The organism is Novosphingobium sp. G106 (assembly GCF_019075875.1).
Classification (GTDB): Bacteria; Pseudomonadota; Alphaproteobacteria; order Sphingomonadales; family Sphingomonadaceae; genus Novosphingobium.
Genome location: NZ_JAHOOZ010000001.1, coordinates 2,262,287 through 2,278,930, shown reverse-complemented (window position 1 = coordinate 2,278,930; position 16,644 = coordinate 2,262,287). Strand labels below are relative to the sequence as shown.

At 62.9% G+C, this 16,644-nt stretch carries 15 protein-coding genes; 4 read left to right on the top strand and 11 right to left on the bottom strand.

Annotation, left to right across the window (positions count from 1 at the left end):
• Position 1: 1 nt before the first annotated feature.
• From KRR38_RS10925 to KRR38_RS10915, 3 genes are all read left to right on the top strand, one after another.
• Positions 2–1,279, top strand: a complete 1,278-nt coding sequence (locus tag KRR38_RS10925; protein WP_217401361.1) for a HAMP domain-containing sensor histidine kinase — start codon at positions 2–4, stop codon at positions 1,277–1,279.
• A 178-nt stretch (positions 1,280–1,457) separates the two neighbouring features.
• Entirely contained in the window at positions 1,458–2,366 is a 909-nt protein-coding gene (locus KRR38_RS10920; RefSeq protein WP_217401359.1) for a site-specific integrase, read from the top strand.
• 4 nt (positions 2,367–2,370) lie between these two features.
• A complete protein-coding gene (locus KRR38_RS10915; protein ID WP_217401357.1) occupies positions 2,371–3,564 on the top strand; it encodes an IS91 family transposase in 1,194 nt (397 codons plus the stop codon).
• A gap of 1,767 nt (positions 3,565–5,331) precedes the next feature.
• On the opposite strand, the gene istB is transcribed toward KRR38_RS10915, so the two are convergent.
• Positions 5,332–6,060 (bottom strand): IS21-like element helper ATPase IstB, encoded by a 729-nt coding sequence (istB, locus tag KRR38_RS10910; RefSeq protein ID WP_217401355.1) that lies wholly within the window; start codon positions 6,058–6,060, stop codon positions 5,332–5,334.
• Entirely contained in the window at positions 6,047–7,561 is a 1,515-nt protein-coding gene (istA, locus tag KRR38_RS10905; protein ID WP_217401353.1) for an IS21 family transposase, read from the bottom strand. Before istA ends, istB begins: the two co-directional genes overlap by 14 nt.
• A 68-nt stretch (positions 7,562–7,629) precedes the next feature.
• Between istA and KRR38_RS10900 the strand changes: the two genes are divergently transcribed.
• On the top strand, positions 7,630–8,037 hold the full coding sequence (locus KRR38_RS10900; RefSeq protein ID WP_217401351.1) for a hypothetical protein: 408 nt from the start codon (positions 7,630–7,632) through the stop codon (positions 8,035–8,037).
• 56 nt (positions 8,038–8,093) lie between these two features.
• Here the strand turns inward: KRR38_RS10900 and KRR38_RS10895 are convergent, their stop codons facing one another.
• Genes KRR38_RS10895 through KRR38_RS10860 form a run of 9 tightly spaced genes read right to left on the bottom strand, consistent with a single transcriptional unit; the run spans position 8,094 to position 16,641 of the window.
• Positions 8,094–10,004 (bottom strand): hybrid sensor histidine kinase/response regulator, encoded by a 1,911-nt coding sequence (locus KRR38_RS10895; protein WP_254514747.1) that lies wholly within the window; start codon positions 10,002–10,004, stop codon positions 8,094–8,096.
• Positions 10,005–10,026: 22 nt separating this feature from the next.
• Positions 10,027–10,665: a chemotaxis protein CheX gene (locus KRR38_RS10890; RefSeq protein WP_217401347.1), complete on the bottom strand. Its 639-nt coding sequence runs from the start codon at positions 10,663–10,665 to the stop codon at positions 10,027–10,029.
• Positions 10,665–11,048: a response regulator gene (locus KRR38_RS10885; protein WP_217401345.1), complete on the bottom strand. Its 384-nt coding sequence runs from the start codon at positions 11,046–11,048 to the stop codon at positions 10,665–10,667. The genes KRR38_RS10890 and KRR38_RS10885 overlap by 1 nt, the downstream gene beginning before the upstream one ends.
• 57 nt (positions 11,049–11,105) lie before the next feature.
• A complete protein-coding gene (locus KRR38_RS10880; RefSeq protein WP_254514746.1) occupies positions 11,106–11,318 on the bottom strand; it encodes a hypothetical protein in 213 nt (70 codons plus the stop codon).
• 44 nt (positions 11,319–11,362) lie between these two features.
• Entirely contained in the window at positions 11,363–12,607 is a 1,245-nt protein-coding gene (locus KRR38_RS35980; protein ID WP_254514745.1) for a chemotaxis protein CheA, read from the bottom strand.
• Positions 12,608–12,624: 17 nt separating this feature from the next.
• Positions 12,625–13,305, bottom strand: a complete 681-nt coding sequence (locus KRR38_RS35975; protein ID WP_254514744.1) for an Hpt domain-containing protein — start codon at positions 13,303–13,305, stop codon at positions 12,625–12,627.
• Complete coding sequence (locus KRR38_RS10870) at positions 13,305–14,156, bottom strand: protein-glutamate O-methyltransferase CheR (protein ID WP_309141018.1); 852 nt, start codon at positions 14,154–14,156, stop codon at positions 13,305–13,307. The genes KRR38_RS35975 and KRR38_RS10870 overlap by 1 nt, the downstream gene beginning before the upstream one ends.
• A complete protein-coding gene (gene cheB, locus KRR38_RS10865; RefSeq protein WP_217401341.1) occupies positions 14,153–15,235 on the bottom strand; it encodes a chemotaxis-specific protein-glutamate methyltransferase CheB in 1,083 nt (360 codons plus the stop codon). Before cheB ends, KRR38_RS10870 begins: the two co-directional genes overlap by 4 nt.
• Complete coding sequence (locus KRR38_RS10860) at positions 15,232–16,641, bottom strand: chemotaxis protein CheW (protein ID WP_254514743.1); 1,410 nt, start codon at positions 16,639–16,641, stop codon at positions 15,232–15,234. Before KRR38_RS10860 ends, cheB begins: the two co-directional genes overlap by 4 nt.
• Between the last annotated feature and the right edge of the window lie 3 nt (positions 16,642–16,644).

Genomic DNA, 16,644 nt, shown 5'->3' with positions numbered 1-16,644 from the left:
GATGTTGCGCCGCCAGCCGATTGCCCGGCAGATCATAGCGTTGGTGAGCGCTGCGGTGCTGGCAACGGCCGGGGCGATGATCGCGATCACTTTCATCGGCCCGCCGCCGCGTCCCGCGCCAACCCAACTCAGCGACGTGGCTCAGGCGCTCGAAGGTGAAAGCGTCGACCGCATGGGCACGCGCCCCTTGCGCCAAGAAGCCTCCGCAGCCGAACCCGAACCGAGGGCCGGAGAGGCGCGGAACAATGGGATCGAACGATGGCTGGCCGAGGAGCTCGGCGCCGATCCCGAAGAACTGCGCGCCTTCACCAACGCTCCGCCGTTTCCCGGACCCGGCAAGGAGAACACCCTGCGCGGCGAAGGCAGCTTTGGCTGGCAGCACAACGGGCGCTGGCACATCGTCCGCGTCGACCCCGCGCCCGCTGCGCTGCCGTGGTGGGTGACAGTCGCAGCGGTGACGATCCTGGTACTCGGCGCGATCATCGCTCTCGCTTGGTTTTCGGCGCGCACGATCACGCGCCCGTTGGAAGGGCTGGCTGCGCATGTGCGCGGCGACAGCGCCGAACTGCGCCTCGTCGGCAACGACAATGCGCCGCCTGAGGTCGCCGTGGTTTCCGGCGCGCTCGCATTGTTTCAGCGGGCGCAACTCGATCTGGTGACCCAGCGCACACGCATGCTGTCTGCGATCGCGCACGACATGGGCACGCCGCTGGCTCGCCTCGCCTTCCGGCTGGAGGCGCTACCCGATGCTCAACGCGAGGCTGCGCAGGCCGACATTGCCGCCGTGCGCCGACTGATCGAGGATTCCCTCGCGCTTGATCGCAGCGGCAGCGAGCCGGCGACACTGTTCGACCTTGCCGATCTGGTTTCGGCAATGGTCGCAGAATGCCAAGTGCTCGACTTGCCGCTGACGGTGGATGGCATGCAGTCGGTGACCGTATTTGCCTCGAACCTGGGTCTGCGACGCCTCCTGCAGAACGTCGTCGACAATGCCTTGCGTTATGGTTCCACGGCCAGTGTAAGCTTGGCGAGCACTCAAGCCCAGGCACGCCTGGTCGTGCGCGACAGGGGGCCGGGCTTTAGCGTGGATATGTTGCACCACGGCTGCGAGCCGTTCGCCCGAGGCGAGGCATCGCGAAATCCGGACACCGGCGGGAATGGTCTGGGGTTGGCAATTGCCGCAGCTATCGCATCTGAGCATGGTGGCTCGATTGAGCTGCGCAACTGGGAGTATGGTGGAGAGGTGGTCTTTTCCATTCCTGCTGTCAGTTGCGCTTGAGTAGAGAATGCTGCCTTTCAGTTGCTGCGTCGTCGACGCTTGCCGACTTGTACGAACCCGCTGTCGCGGGAATGGCGCTAATCGGCGAGGTGTAGAGCAGCTGCTGCCACGGCCCTTCGATTGAGCGGCGGCTGCCAGAGGCAGACCTTTGCGACTCCTTCAACCGAGGAGTCGACCCATGACCAACGCCATCACGGAAGTTTCCACGAAGACCCTTCGCGAGCGAATGCTCGAAGATATGGATCTGCGTCGCTTTGCCCGAGCGACGCAGCGCAACTACGTAAGGGACGTTGCCCGGTTTGCGGCCTTTCTGGGCCGACCTCCGGACACCGCAACGGGCGAAGATTTACGCCGCTTCCAGATTGCCCAGCGCGAGGCGGGCATGAGCGTGACGACCATGAACACCGTCGTCTCGGCCTTGCGGTTCTTCTATATCCGCACACTCGACCGACCGGATCTGGCCCGCAAGCTTCATCACGTTAAGCACCCTCGCGGCCTGCCCACGGTACTGAGCCGCGAGGAGGTCGCACGCCTGCTTCAGGCCACGACCAGCCTGAAGCACCAGGCGATGCTGTCAGTCGCCTACGGTGCGGGTCTGCGCGCTGCGGAGGTCACGCGCCTGAGGGTCCGGGATATCGACAGCGAGCGCATGCTGCTCAAGGTCGAGTGCGGCAAGGGCGGGCGAGATCGCAATGCCATGCTGGCCCATGATCTGCTGTTGCTGCTGCGCGAATGGTGGAGAGTGGGCAAGCGTCAGGGGGTGATGCACCCCGATGGCTGGCTGTTCCCGGGGCAGCACTATCTCAAGCCGGTCAGCACCAGACAATTACACCGCATCGTCGTCGAGGCAGCGATGGCGGCGGGCATCGCCAAGCGGGTCGGCCCCCATACCCTTCGCCACAGCTTCGCCACCCATCTCCTCGAAGACGGTGTCGATGTTCGGATCATCCAGGCATTGCTCGGGCATTCCAAACTGGAAACGACCGCACTTTACACGAGGGTCGCCATTAAGACGGTCAAGGCGGTGGTGAGCCCCCTGGACAAGCTGGCGATGCTTCCCGGTGCACAGGGGGCGCCGGACAGTTGAGCCGGTGCGATCTTCGCTCGAGGTCGCAGATATCTTCTGTGCTGCCGGGCCAGCCTATCGTGTAGCCCATGCGGGGCACCTGAGCCTGTATCAGCTCAAGGTCATGACCGCGGTCGAAAACTGCCGCACCGCTGCGCTTGGCGGGCACGTGGAGGCCTGCGAGGACTGTGGCCACTGGCGGATCGCCTACAACTCATGCCGCAACCGGCATTGCCCAAAATGCCAGGGCGCGGCGGCACGCACCTGGCTGGCAGAACGCGAGGCCGATCTGCTGCCGGTGGGTTACTTCCACGTGGTCTTCACGCTGCCCGCCGAGATCGCAGCCATCGCCTGGCAGAACAAGGCCGTCGTCTACGATCTGTTGTTCAAGGCGGCGTCGGAGACGATGCTGACGATTGCGGCGGATCCGAAGCATCTGGGGGCGCGCATCGGCATCACGGCGGTGCTTCACACATGGGGGTCGGCGATGACCCACCATCCCCATGTACACATGATCGTCCCGGGCGGAGGCATCGCGCTCGACGGGATGCGCTGGATATCCTCACGCCCCGCCTTCCTGCTGCCGGTGCGCGTGTTGGGCGCATTGTTCCGCCGCCTCTTCGTCACCCGGCTGATTGCGCTTCACGATGCTGGCCGCCTGTTCTTCGGCAGCGAGAACAGCGAGCTCGCTGGCCGCCAGGCGTTCCTGCGCCTCATCGCGCCAGTCAGGAAAAAGCGCTGGGTCGTCTACGCCAAGGCCCCGTTCGCAGGCCCCCAGGCCGTGCTCGCCTACCTGTCGCGCTACACTCACCGCGTCGCGATCTCAAACCGGCGCCTCATCGCCTTCGACGAGCGCGGCGTCACCATGCGGTACAAAGACTATCGCCGCGATGGCCTCGACCGACAACGTGTCATGACCCTTGCCGCAGACGAGTTCATCCGCCGCTTCCTGCTCCACGTCCTGCCGCGCGGCTTCCATCGTATCCGGCACTATGGCCTGCTCGCAGGTTCGGCGCGCAAGGATGCGATCGCCCGAGCCCGCGCCTTGCTCCACGTAGCGCCGGCCCCGCCACCGCCCGACGACGAGGAGCCGCCTGACTATCGCCCGCCATGCCCATGCTGCGGTGGCCATATGGTAGTGATCGAGACCTTCGTGCGTTGGCAGCAGCCACGCGCACCGCCCCGGCCTCTCAAGCTCGTCCGGGAGATTGCGCCATGATCCGGCATGGCCTGGAAACACCCGTTCCTCCGGTCATCATGCCGCCGGAAGCGGTAGCGTTCGTACCCAGAGCCATCATCGCCCAAAAACTCGGCGATGAAGCACGCAGACAGCGACCGGCCCCAGGCTACCGCACCCGGCAATGGGGGTGGCCGATGCGATCTGTATCGCTCCCAGGCAGCTCTTGGCTGACACCACAGACCCGGCCGAAATTGAAATCCCCATAGCTCACGCCCAGACCCACCGCGGGTCGTACTCGTCCGGGTTTAGTACGCCTGCCGGCGCCCGAAACCCTTCGACATAGCGGTCGTTCCGCGCTATTTCAGGCGTCCCTGTTACCGGCCATACGTTCATCTCCCAGCCGACGGCGAGCGTGCGCACGGCGCGTCAAATATTGAACGCCGGCGCCGATCGCAAACGCGGACGCGCAAGTCGCGATGGCAATCAAAATTGAGGGCAGTGGGATCTCACGATCTTGGCGAAATGCGGGAATGGACATGGCGACCGTCCGAAATTCGGAGACGAGCGCAACGCCAGTGACCAAGCAAAAACACAGCAAGCTGGCCCCCGGGTTTGTCCGAGACATATATCCGAGCGTGAAGAGAAGCGCGAAGTACAAGAAAAGCAAGGCCTCCCCATACGGGATGGAAATCCCCATCAACAAAAAGGTCGGAGTACGCACTAGTGCTGGCATGGAACCATAACTCCTGTCGTGGCGCTTGAAGCTCGCCTTCGCGAGGCTGGACGATAATAATGTTCGAAGCGTTAGGAGCGATCTTTGCGACACTCCCGCCGAGAGATTGCCCCGATGAGCTCACCGGTTCATATTAACGACAATGAAGTACTCCGCCATCGTACTGCTTTGCATCGCGTCGGGCATAGCGAGCTGCGGTAAGGGCGCGTCGTCCGGCGATGCAGCCACTCGGGCGGGTCTTGAAAAAGGTTTTCCCAAAAGCAGTACGATTTGGGAGGACGCAAACATCAAGGACTCCTTCACGGTCCGAGAGGCTAAACATGCCTGTTCTGCATATCCTCGTCGCAAGGATTCTCCGCCCACACCGGGCGGTAGCGATCCCTTCACGAACTGCATGAAGCAGCTAGTCAACAAGAACTACGGACGGCCTGCTTTCGAGGAAATCTGCAGGGCAATACCAGGCGCTGAAGTGGATGTGGCTCACCGCACCTGCATCACGTTCGATTTGTAGGCTCGGTAAGAGGGTCGAGGTGGCGGTTGCCGCCGACATAGCGGCCGTTCGCAACGCAGCGAACCAGGGCCTGGCGATCGGCATTTACGTCCCTATGTTTCTGACTTGGTCGCTTTCGGCCGCGAGTTGAGAGTGTCGCAGGATGCGAAGCCGAAGTCGCTACTACGAAGGCCCCTTGTCCGAGCATTTCGACGGTCTGCGGTTTCTGAACGTCGCTGGTGAGCCGGAAACGGATCGATCCCTGCGCGACGTCATGCGTTGGAATCGTGAGAGGCCGGGCACGTCCTGGCCCAAGAGCGTTCCGGTCACGCAGATTGCCCCCCGATGCACGCGTCAAGCATCTGCGCGTAACCATGGTGTAAATAGGCGTTGAACCGGGACCCCATATCGGCGTGCAAAAGGGCCCCCCCTTTGCGGTTTGCAGGGCGGTTGTCCCGGTAGTCCATAGGAGGGACCCGCGGCCGTCGCCGCGCGCCTCCTAAAGCGCTGGCGGTGACGGCCGTGGGAGGTTCCTGTGGACCCACCGGGTCAACCGCCGGGTGGGGGGTCCGGGGGGAGGGTTTTAGCTCCGGTTTCTGAGGCGCCAGCTGTCGTTGCCGGTCTCGACGATGTCGCAGTGATGCGTGATGCGGTCGAGCAGCGCGGCCGTCATCTTGGGATCGCCGAACACGGTCGGCCATTCCCCGAACGCCAGGTTCGTCGTGATGATCACCGAGGTGCGCTCGTAGAGCTTGCTGACGAGGTGGAACAGCAGCTGGCCGCCCGAGCGGGCGAACGGCAGGTAGCCGAGCTCATCGAGCACGACGAGGTCAAGGCGCGAGAGCTGGGCCGCAAGCGCGCCTGCCTTGCCGAGGCGGCTCTCCTCCTCGAGCCGGTTCACCAGATCCACGGTGTTGAAGTAGCGGCCGCGGGCGCCGGCACGCACGACGCTGGCAGTGATCGCAACCGCGAGGTGGGTCTTCCCGGTCCCGGTGCCGCCGACCAGGACGATGTTGCGCTGTCCGGGCAGGAACGAGCCGGCATGCAGCGAGCGTACCAGCTGCTCGTTGATCGGTGTGCCTTCGAACACGAACGCATCGATGTCCTTCACCGTCGGCAGCCGGGCCGCAGTCATGCGATAGCGGATCGATGCCGCGTGGCGGTGAGCAGCCTCAGCGCGCAGCAGGTCGGTGAGGATCTCCATGGCGGTGCGCTTGCGCTGCATGCCCGTGGTGACCGCCTCGTCGAAGGCGCTGGCCATGCCCTTGAGGCCCAGGCCGCTCATCGCGGCGATCATCTCATGCCGCTGCACGGGCGCCTCGCAGCAGGTCGTATCGAGCACAGTCCGCGGTCGGCGGGTGGCTGAGCGCCAACGCTTCGGACGTCGCGATGGTCAGTGGTCGGGGCGGCTCGCGCCGTCGTGCCAGGATGTTGAGGATCACATCGTCGCTGGCAGCGCCGGCGGCGAGCGCCTCGCGGATCGCGGCCTCGACCGCTTCGAGCCCGTCGGTGAGCACGGCAGAGAGCACGCGCACGAACCGGCGGTCGGCTTCATCGCCCGTTCCCAGCTTGCGCCTGAGCCGGGCCAGTGCTGGCGGGAGATCCCAGTCCTGGAACGGTGCCCCGTTCCTTAAGGCGCCCGGCTTCTTGGCCAGCACCGGCAGGTAGTGCCAGGGATCGAGGATCATCCGATCGCGGCCGAAGAAGCGGGGATGCTCGGCGACCACCTCGTCGTCGAGGCGGACCACGATCCGGTCGGCATAGGCGCGAACCTGCACCGCACGCCGGGCCGCCTTGGCCATGACCGAGTAGCGATTGCGGTCGAAGCTGATCAGGCAGGTGCCGGTTACCGCGTGCGGCGTCTCGTGGAAGCCGTCGAACGGCGCCAGCATCGCCTGGAGCGCCGGGCGCTCGGCGTCCCATGCCTCGGCGATCGTCAGCTCGCGCTGATCGGGATGGGGATGCAGCGCCGCCCAGCGGCGGCACTCGGCCTCAAGCCACCCGTTCAGTTCCTCCAGGCTCGCAAAGCATAATCGGGGCTGGAAGAACCGGCCGCGCATCGTCTGCACCTGGTGCTCGACCTGGCCCTTCTCCCAACCCGCCGCTGGCGAGCAGGCGGTGGGCTCGATCATGTAGTGGTCGGCCATGATCAGGAACCGGCGGTTGAAGACCCGCTCCTTGCCCGTGAACACCGTCGTGACCGCGGTCTTCATGTTGTCGTAGATGCCCCGCGTCGGCACGCCGCCGAAGAAGGCGAACGCCCGCGCGTGGGCGTCGAACACCATCTCCTGCGTCTCGCGGGGATAGGCCCGCACGAACACCGCCCGCGATGCGCAAAGCCGCATATGCGCGACCTTCACACGCATCGGCTTGCCGGCGATCTCCACATCCTCGTGGCTCCAGTCGAACTGGTATGCTTCGCCCGGCCGGAACATCAGCGGGATAAACGCCGCCGCGCCGTCGCCGGCATCCTTGCGCCGATCGTCCAGCCAGCGCTTCGCATAGCGCCTCACGGCATCGTAGGAACCGTCGAACCCCTCGCGCAGCAGCAGGTCGTGGATCCGCGTCATCCGCAACCGCTCGCGCCGGGGTCGTGCCTCGTTCTCCGTCAGCAGAGTATCCAGGCGCTCCTGGAACGGGCCGATCCGGGGAAGCGGCTGCACCGACCGCCGATAGGCAAATCCCGCTTCCGGGGCGCGGATCGCCTTCCTTATCACCTTGCGCGACACCCGCAGGTCACGCGCGATCGCCTTGATCGATTTACCGTCGGCGTGCTCGCGCCGGATCCTTACTACCGTCTCCAAAATCAACATCCCGATCCCGCCGCCTGGCTACAACCAAGCCGACGCACCTAAACCATCGAGATGGGGGTCCCTTTTAGATGCCGATCACCCCCATAACGGGGGCCTTTTTGCACGCCGATCCACACCCCAAGCTCGGCAAAGGCTTCGAGAAGGGGCCGCGTTACCTCGAAGTGGCGCTCGCCTATGCATCGTCTGAAGAAGAAGGACGCAAGTTGGCGCACGAGCGCTTTCGATTTTCTGCCTTCGATTGGTCGGTGAATAGTGAGGTGCCAACCGTCGAAGGCTTCGAGGCGACGACGAAGTACGTTCGTCCTGAGGATCTGGCAGAAACGATAACCGCAGGTCCCGACCCCGATGTCCATCTCAAGGCCATCAAGAAGGCCATCGATGCAGGATTCGACCATATCGTACTGACCGGCATCGGACCCAATCAGCAGGGCTTCGCGCGCTTCTTCGAGCAGGAGTTGAAGCCAGCGCTAGGCTGACTTTTGGGCGGCGTTGAGAGTGTAGGCTGTGCACGAAAGCCCGCTGGAATCGCGAGTCAGTTACGTGAAATCTGCATGGCCTGTGTCACCGCCTTTGCAAGTTCGTCCTGGTCAAACGGCTTGCCCAGCTTAACAATCTTCGCTTGAGCATCGCGGGGTAATTCCCCGTATCCGGTTGCGAGGATTATGGCGAGATCCGGATTATTCTCCCGGGCCAGCTCGGCAAGCTGAGTCCCCGTCATGTGGGGCATTGCCTGATCGGTGATAAGCAGCTCGACATCGGGATGCTCTCTAAGGAAATCGAGCGCAGATTGGCCTGAACTGGCCTCGAATACATCATGTCCCAGGTCTGCAAGCAGATCCACGGTGTTCATCAGGATCAGCGCGTCGTCATCAACTGCCAGGATCTTCAGGGGGCAAGCACGGTCACTGACTTCGGTTATGGAAGATACTGCCAGAGAAACCGGATCCTCGTCCGATGCCGGAAGCCAAAGGGTGGCTGTTGTCCCGTTTCCTAAATCGCTCGTCAGAGTGAAAGTGCCGTGGAGTTGCTTGGCAAGGCCGTCGATCATCGAAAGCCCGAGACCGGTACCCTTGCCGATTCCTTTGGTCGTGAAGAACGGCTCGGTCGCTCGTTCGAGCGTCGCGATATCCATGCCGGAACCGCTGTCGATAACCGAGACCTTTAGATATCGGCCCGGCGCCAGATCGGGAATTCTGTCGTCCAAGACATTTTCCTGCTCTGCCGCAATGCAGATCTTCCCGCCATCGGCCATCGCGTCGCGGGCATTCACAGACAGGTTCAAGATCGCCATCTCGAGCTGGTTGGCATCCGCCACTACGGCGGGAAGGTCATCCGGAAATTCGAGCTGAAGGGTCCATGCCGGCCCGAGAGTGTGCTCGAGCAGGACTCTCATGCCATCTACCAGTGCCGCGATGTCGACCGGCTCGGGTTTGAGATCTTGACGCCGCGCGAAGGCAAGCATCCTCTGCGTCAGCGCCGCCCCCCGTTGCGTCCCTTGAAGAGCGTTCTCGATCATCCGATGAAGCTGCGGATCATCGGGAATTCGTTTCTTCAAAAGCGACAGACTGCTGGAAATTGCCATCAATAGGTTGTTGAAATCGTGCGCGATTCCACCGGTAAGTTGGCCAACGGCTTCCATCTTCTGGGCCTGGCGCAACGCGTCTTCGGCCTGTCGTCTGATAGCTAGCTCGTGCTCGACCCGCGTTTCCAGAGTATCGTTGAGTTCGCGCAGCTCTGCTTCCTGCTCTTTGGCCGCAGTCACATCATAGATCACGCCTACCAGCCGGTATCCTCCCCGTTCGGGAAGAATTTCGCCGCGCCGCGCGATCCAGCGGTCGGCGCCATCGTCGTTGCGGACAATCTGGAATATCGCTTCCAGCTCGTCGGGGATCGCGCCGGAGCGCGGGTCTGGTATCAACTGCGATTGGCCGGGCTTCACGACCCCGTTGATGGTCTGGATCGGCAGACTCGAAGCCGGATGAAGTCCCAGCAGCCGGCAGAACTCTTCGGAAACCATCGCTGTCGCGAAGCCGTCGATATATTCGAAAGTCCCGACGCCGCCGGCTGTCTGCGCTATCCGCAAGCGCTCCTCGGTGCGCTTTCTCTCGGTAACGTCGACCAACACCCCCGAGAACCCGATGATCTCATCGTGCTCGTCACGATGGCATTGTCCGCGGGCGTGCATCCACAAGATGGATTCGTCTGGTGTGGCAACGCGAAACTCTTTCGAGAAAAGTTCCGCACCAGCCAGCACGCCAGCCACCGCTATGCGAATGCGGGCGCGGTCATCGGGATGGATTGCCTGGAAAAAAGCGCTGGTAGGGAGGCCTGCGATCGCGGCTTCGGGATCGAGGCCATAGAGTTCGGCAAACCGCGCATCGGTATGAAGTTTGTCGGCGGAAACATCCCAGTCCCATGCTCCGCTAGCGCCCGTTGCGGCCATAAGCGTTCGGATTTGCTCGGAGCTAGGCATCGTCGCCCACGACGCGTGCAATGAACTCCGCAAGAAGTTCACGCAGGATTTCCAGGGATGGAATATCCATCATCATCGCGATGTATCCGCGAATGTCGCGCTTTCTAACGGCGAAATCGATGTAAAGAAACAGTACAAGACCATCGGTGGTAGCCGCTTCATCGACCTCGAACAGGCTTTCTCCTGATCCGCGAAGGATTTCCGGAATGGTCACGGTCAGCGAACGCTTGAGCATGTTCGCCATCGTGGCTAGGCAGGAATTGAGGATCACGTTGCCGGTCTCAGCGAGGGCCTCATGTTCCATCTCGACAACTTCTTCCGCCGAAAGTTCGCCGCCGGTAACGGCGCGAACCAGTTCCAGGCTGTTCGTCTCGGGGAAAATGAGAAGCGCGCGGCCGGAGAACGGCCCGCTGAAGTCCTGCCGAACTGCAATGAGTTCGCTGATCTCACGTTCGCTGATCAGCCGCGCGGCGCGGCGCTGGCTGACGACATCAATCGAGGGAACCGACAGATGGACCTGATCGCCGATCATCTTTCGCAAGCTCGACGCGGCGCGGCTCACCCCGATATTCATGATCTCGGTAAGAGCGTCGCGCTCCAGTCCGACGATAGCCTCGAAGTCCTGGGCCATCAGCTGTGCTGCGAACGCAGGCGGAGGGCGGCTCCCGAAATGAAGCCCTCCAGCGCATCAGCAGTCACAGGCTTGGCGACGAAAGCCGCACCGATCTGGCGAGCGCGCGCAATAATCTCGTCCTGGATATTCGCAGTGATGATGGCGATCGGCATCTCGGGCCGCAAAACGCGCAACTCGCTGGCAAGTTCCAGCCCATCCTTGGGTTCCATATTAAAATCGATCAGAGCGATGTCCGCTGTCCCAGTCTTGAGCTTCTCGATCGCATCGTCTGCTCCGTTCGCTTCGACCTTCTTCCAATCGGGCTGCAACTCGGCGAGAGCCTTGCCGGCCACGATCCTCGCCAATTTGCTGTCGTCGACGATGAGGACGGTGACGGACATTTGCGACTCCAACATTTGCTAACTTTCATCTGGCCGCAGCCATTAACCGCAGCCTTGCTAGGCAGGTTCCGGCGTTTTGTCGCCATCCAATCCGTCGCCAAAAATGCGCTGTGCCAAGAATAGATCCGGAGGCTCGCCGCGTATCGTTGGCTTTAGCGCGAGAAGCACCTGCGCGACCGCCATGTGGAGGCGCTGCAGTCCCGAAACGTCGATCGGTGTTTCGGGACACTGCTGAATGGCCGCGAGCAGCGTTTCCGCTTCCTCGACCATGCAGCGCCCTTCCAGATAGATGGCGTCGTCGGTTATCCGGACGCTCATGCTGCAAGCTCCGGAAGGTCAAGAACGAGAAGAACGCCGCCATCGCCGAGAAGCGCAGAGCCGATAACGCCCGGCACCGATGCAAGCATGCCGGTGGGCCGACGCACCAGCGTGTCGATCCGCTGGCCGAAGCCATCCACGCGCAGTGCGACCGGCTCGCCTCCTGATCGGGTCACGACTAACTTTACGTTGGGCTGATCGCGCTCCGTGCTGCCCAGGAGCGATGCGAGACTGAGCACGGGGACCGTCCGGCCGTGCAGCACGCAAGCGATGCCCTCGCCGACCGGCATCAACTTTTCATTCTCTATCCCCACGGTCTCGATGATCTGATCGAGCGACACCCCATATCGGTCGCCGCCCGCCTCGATCACGAGCAGTCGCTGCGTGAGCGCGTTGGCAGGAAAGCGCATGGAAAATGTCGTACCGCTGCCGATGGCGCTCTCGATGTCGATCGTTCCTCGTAGCGCCTCGACCGCAATTTCCACGGCGTTCATGCCCACGCCTCGACCGGATAGTTCGGTCACCTGCTGCGCCGTGGAAAAGCCGGGAGCAAAGATCAGGCGCAGCGCGCCGGCATCACTGAGATTCTCCGCAGCGTCGGGAGTCAGGGCGCCGCGCTCCAGCGCAACGTGCCGGATTCGAGCAGGGTCCATCCCCGCGCCATCGTCGACGAGACGAGCGACGATCATGTCCCCGTCGCGGCGGAAGCCCAGCGTCACTCTGCCCGCCGCGGGTTTGCCGGATGAAATTCGTATTCCGCTGTCCTCTATGCCATGGTCTATGGCGTTTCGGACAAGATGCAGAAGCGGTTCGAACAGACCATCGGCGATCTGCTTGTCTATCTCGATATTCTGGCCCGTTATCTCGAATTCGACGGACTTGCCCAGGGTCTCCGCGATCTCCCGTACCAGTCGAGGGAGACGTCTCAGGGTCGGCTCAAGCGCCACGGCCCGCACGGCGCTGACCGAGGTGTGAAGCACGCCGGTCACCCGTTCGAGATTGGCTTGAACCGAACGGATATTTGCCGCCAGGCCGCGATCGATCGCTGCGGCTTGATCCGCTAGCGGGGCGATACCGTTGAGCGCGACAAGCAATTCGCCGAGAGCGTCACCGAGTGCATCGACCCGTGCACTATCGACACGAAGCGTTCGGTTGCCGGGCGCTTCGCGCTCAAGGGGAGCTTCCGGGTCGACCTTCGAAGTCCGGTCGAGCACTGCGAATGACACCTGGTCCGGCATCATGCGAAAGACCGCGGCTACTAAATCACGCGGGGCTGCGCTGATGCCTTCCAGTATGGACATGCAGCTAAACGGTTCGAGGTCAGCGGCGGCGGGCCAGGACCCTCCAGCAGGAAGGATGGAGAGTGAAAGCAGCTCCGGCACTGCGGCCACCACCGCGAGTGGATCATCTCCCGAAAGAAGCAGTCCTGATCCGGGGTGTATCGAAACGCCGTCACTGGCTGATCGGACGCTGCGAGAGTTTGCGCTTCGCGGATCGACAGGTCGCTTGCCCAGGTCTCGGTGACGCCTTCGGTGAAACTGCTTCTCGTGGGTCCGGAAGGCGACGCCGAAGCGAGCCTGTCGATCAGTTCGCCTGCTATTTCAGACGCCTGTGGCCTCAGGGCGCCAGTCTGCTCGAGATCGTCGACCCAGCGATCGATCTGGTCGAGGCATATCACGAGAGCTGCGACCGTGGCTTCGTCCAACTCAGCCGTGCCCTTGCGCGCTCTTTCGAGAATATCCTCCGCGGCGTGAAGGACTTGCTCTGCGGGCTGCATCGCGAAAAGCGCGACGGAGCCTTTCAACGTGTGGATCGCGCGAAAGGCGCTGTCGATAGATCCAGTGCCGTGCGGGTTTCTGGCGAGCGTGGTGAAATCGTTCGATGCCACCGCGATCAGGTCACGGCTTTCGATCAAAAACTGTTCGAGCAGTTCGTCCATCACCGCTTACGATAGACTATCGCGGCCTCAAGGCGAACAAGCTCGAACCGATCTGTGATCCGCGCCATGGATTCGCTGTGACCTAGGCAGATGAAGGCTCCCGGGTTCATGCTCTCGAACAGATTTCCCACCGCGAGACGCCTGGCTTCATCGTCGAAATAGATCAGGAGATTTCGGCAGAGGATGACGTCGAACCGGCCCAAACCGGTCAGCGTTCCGCGGTCGACTATATTCGCCGGGGCGAAGCGGACGGATTCGCGTAGGTCGTCGATGATTTTGCGGCGATGCCCGCGCTCTGCCTCGAAATAGCTTTCGACCACCTTGGCGGGAAGACGAGCCAGCGAGCGTGTGCCGAAGCGGCCTTCCTGCGCGTGCTTGAGAGCCGCCGTGTCGACGTCGGAACCGACAATCTCGACATTGTAGGCGTCGACCAGCGGCCAGTTCTCGAGCAGCCAAACGGCAATCGAATAGGCTTCTTCGCCGGTCGAGCAGGGCATGGACCAGATCCGTACGAGATCACCCGGCCGCTTCGTCCTGACGATTTCCGGAAGGATCTCAGCGCTCAGCGCCTGGAGTTGGTGTTCCTCGCGGTAAAAGTACGTCTCGTTTATGGTGAAGGCGTTGATCAAGGCCTCACGCTCTTCGAGATGGGAAGCGACGAAGCCCAGATAGGTCGTCACGTCATCGATACGGCTGCGCGCCATGCGGTCGCCGATGCGCCTTTCGATGTAGTAGCGTTTGTTCTCGCCGAAGATCATCCCCGTCCAGCGATAAAGCAGGCGGCCGACGCGGGCGATCTCATCGCTGGTCAGTGCGGGATGCGTTCGGCGAGGCTCATTTCCGTCGCTCACCGGCCGACGAGGGCCAGGAGCGCGCCAGCGATCTGGTCCAGGGGGCGCACAGCCGAAGCGCCGCCCAGCGCTACGAGCGCGCCGGGCATGCCCCAGACCACGGCGGTCTCGGCGGATTCCGCAATGGTATGGCCGCCGCGTTCCTTGAGCTCGGCCATTGCCGCGGCTCCATCCGAACCCATTCCCGTCATCAGCACTCCGATCAAGCTCTCGGCGGGGAGCAATCGCAACCCGCTCTCCATCAGGCGGTCAACGCTTGGATGCCAGAAATGTGCGGGATTGATCGGGGCCGGCATGGCAACGAGTGCGCTGCCCCGTCGCGAGAGGATCAGATCGGCGTCCCCTTTCCCAATATAGGCATGGCCCGGTTCCAACGGTGTGGTGCGGGTGATCTCGGAGACCTGGATTGCACAGAGCTTGTCGAGCCGGCGCGAAAGCGGGCCGGTGAAGCTGGCGGGCATGTGCTGTGCAATGACGATCGGCCAGGGAAAATCGGCCGGTAGGTCGCCCAGCAGCGCGTCCAACGCTGGCGGTCCCCCGGTCGACGAACCGACCACGACGACGCCCGTTGCTGCCATCCGCACCGGTGCAGGCGACGATCTTTGCCTTGTGCGCTTCTGGGGCGGGTTAGGCTGAACGCCCGCGCGCGCTCTCACGCGATCGCGAAGGCGCAAGGTTCGCGGAATGCGCGCACTTGCGGCCGCTCGCACCTTGTCGACGAGTTCGGGCGCGAGCGCGTCTATCTCCAGCGAGACGGCTCCTCTGGGCTTGGCGATGAAATCGACGGCGCCAAGGGCCAAGGCTTCAAGCGTCTCGTCGGCACCCGCCGCGGTCAGCGATGACACCATCACCACCGGACAGGGCCGGAACACCATGATCCGATCGAGGCAGGCGAGCCCATTCATCTCGGGCATGTTTACGTCGAGCGTCACCACATCGGGGGCAACCTCGTGCAACATCTCGAGCGCCTCGGCCCCGCTGCGGGCCGTGGTGACGGCAAAATCGCCCGCCGTCGTGAATATTTCCGTCAGCAGGCGCCGCATCAGCGGCGAATCATCGACCACCAGCAGCTTGATCACGAGCTGGTTTTCGCACCCTTCTTGCCAAGACGGCGCAGCAGGTCCTGTTCGGCGCGATCGAGCAATTCGCGCGGATTGACGATCAAGATGATCCGTTGTTCTTCGGCGAGATTGGCAACGCGCTCGAACACGCGCGTCTCTTCGTTGCCGAATTCCGGTGCAGGGCGCAGCGCGCCGGCGTCGACCCGCACGACTTCCGAGACCGCGTCGACAATGAAGCCGGCCTCCAGTTCGCCGATGCGCGTCACGATGATGCGGCGCCGTGCCGATTGGGAAGCGCTCGCTCCGAAACGCTGTGCCTGGTCGATCACGGGGATCACTTGTCCGCGCAAATTCATCACGCCCAGTACGAAGGCCGGGGCTTTGGGAAGCGGGGTGAGCTTGGCCGGCAGTTGCGCCACTGTTTCCACCGCGGCGATGGGGATGCCGAACTCTTCTTCTCCGATGCGGAACAGCAGGAACTGCTCTGAGGCGCTCTCGCCTTCATCTTGCACCATACTCTTGTGCTCCGCAGTGCTGCCGCCATTCAGTAGCCGGGCCGTGATGTCATCGCGCAGGAGCTGGTCCGCGGCCAAGACCGAAATCAGCCGCTCGCCATCGTCCAGCCTGCAGATGGCCTGGATACGAGCCTCGGCCTGCCCTCGCGACAGGACTTGCGGAACCGCGTCGATCATTGCCTCGGACACGCGCAGGATCGAGCGCATTTCGTCGACCAGCAGGCCGATGCGGTGAGATCCTATCCGGACGACGAGGAGCCGCACGCGCGGGCTTTCGCCGAGGCCAGGCAGGGCGAGCAGCGCGCGCAGGGAAAGCAATGGCAGCACGGCACCGCGCACGGCTGCACTGCCGATCACCACTTCATCGGCATCGGGCATCAGGGCAATGTCGTTCGGCAGTCTCAGGACTTCCTCGACAGCCGCCAAAGGCATGGCGAATTCCTGATTGCCGATCGCGAAGGCGACAAGCGCGATCGCTTCGGTCTTGTCCTGTCGTTCTCCGGACGAGACAGTGCCAGTACCGGTGCCTCGCAGGCGGCGCGAGGCTTGAGCCGGCATGTTCTGCGCGACCAGCTCGGCTATATCGATCTCGATCGTAGAGTCGGCCTGGTTGGTCGTGAGAACCTGGCTTGCCTCGTCGACTGCCAGGCCCAGCCTTTCGCTCGCGTCGATGACTATAATCCGCGTGGGAATTCCCGGCGCGCGGCGAAGGAGCTGTGCCATCGACAGGATGGAAATGACGGTCCCGCGCAAGTTTGCCAGCCCGAGCAAGGCTGCCGGCGCGTGCGGTACGCGGGTGATCGGCGGCATGCGGGCGACTTCCTGGACAAGCTCGGTCCTGAGCGAGAAGCTCTGGCCGTCCACGCGGAAGCTCAGCGTCCGGGTAGTAGTGGCGAGATCCGCGTCCAAAGG

What these genes read in the sequence shown, in the direction of transcription:
- KRR38_RS10895 (WP_254514747.1), bottom strand. Translation starts at nt 10,004, where the DNA reads ATGGCCGCAACGGGCGCTAGCGGAGCATGGGACTGGGATGTTTCCGCC.
- KRR38_RS10890 (WP_217401347.1), bottom strand. Translation starts at nt 10,665, where the DNA reads ATGGCCCAGGACTTCGAGGCTATCGTCGGACTGGAGCGCGACGCTCTT.
- KRR38_RS10920 (WP_217401359.1), top strand. Translation starts at nt 1,458, where the DNA reads ATGACCAACGCCATCACGGAAGTTTCCACGAAGACCCTTCGCGAGCGA.
- KRR38_RS10900 (WP_217401351.1), top strand. Translation starts at nt 7,630, where the DNA reads ATGCCGATCACCCCCATAACGGGGGCCTTTTTGCACGCCGATCCACAC.
- KRR38_RS10880 (WP_254514746.1), bottom strand. Translation starts at nt 11,318, where the DNA reads ATGGTCGAGGAAGCGGAAACGCTGCTCGCGGCCATTCAGCAGTGTCCC.
- KRR38_RS35975 (WP_254514744.1), bottom strand. Translation starts at nt 13,305, where the DNA reads ATGGACGAACTGCTCGAACAGTTTTTGATCGAAAGCCGTGACCTGATC.
- istA (WP_217401353.1), bottom strand. Translation starts at nt 7,561, where the DNA reads ATGTTGATTTTGGAGACGGTAGTAAGGATCCGGCGCGAGCACGCCGAC.
- KRR38_RS35980 (WP_254514745.1), bottom strand. Translation starts at nt 12,607, where the DNA reads ATGATGCCGGACCAGGTGTCATTCGCAGTGCTCGACCGGACTTCGAAG.
- KRR38_RS10925 (WP_217401361.1), top strand. Translation starts at nt 2, where the DNA reads ATGTTGCGCCGCCAGCCGATTGCCCGGCAGATCATAGCGTTGGTGAGC.
- KRR38_RS10885 (WP_217401345.1), bottom strand. Translation starts at nt 11,048, where the DNA reads ATGTCCGTCACCGTCCTCATCGTCGACGACAGCAAATTGGCGAGGATC.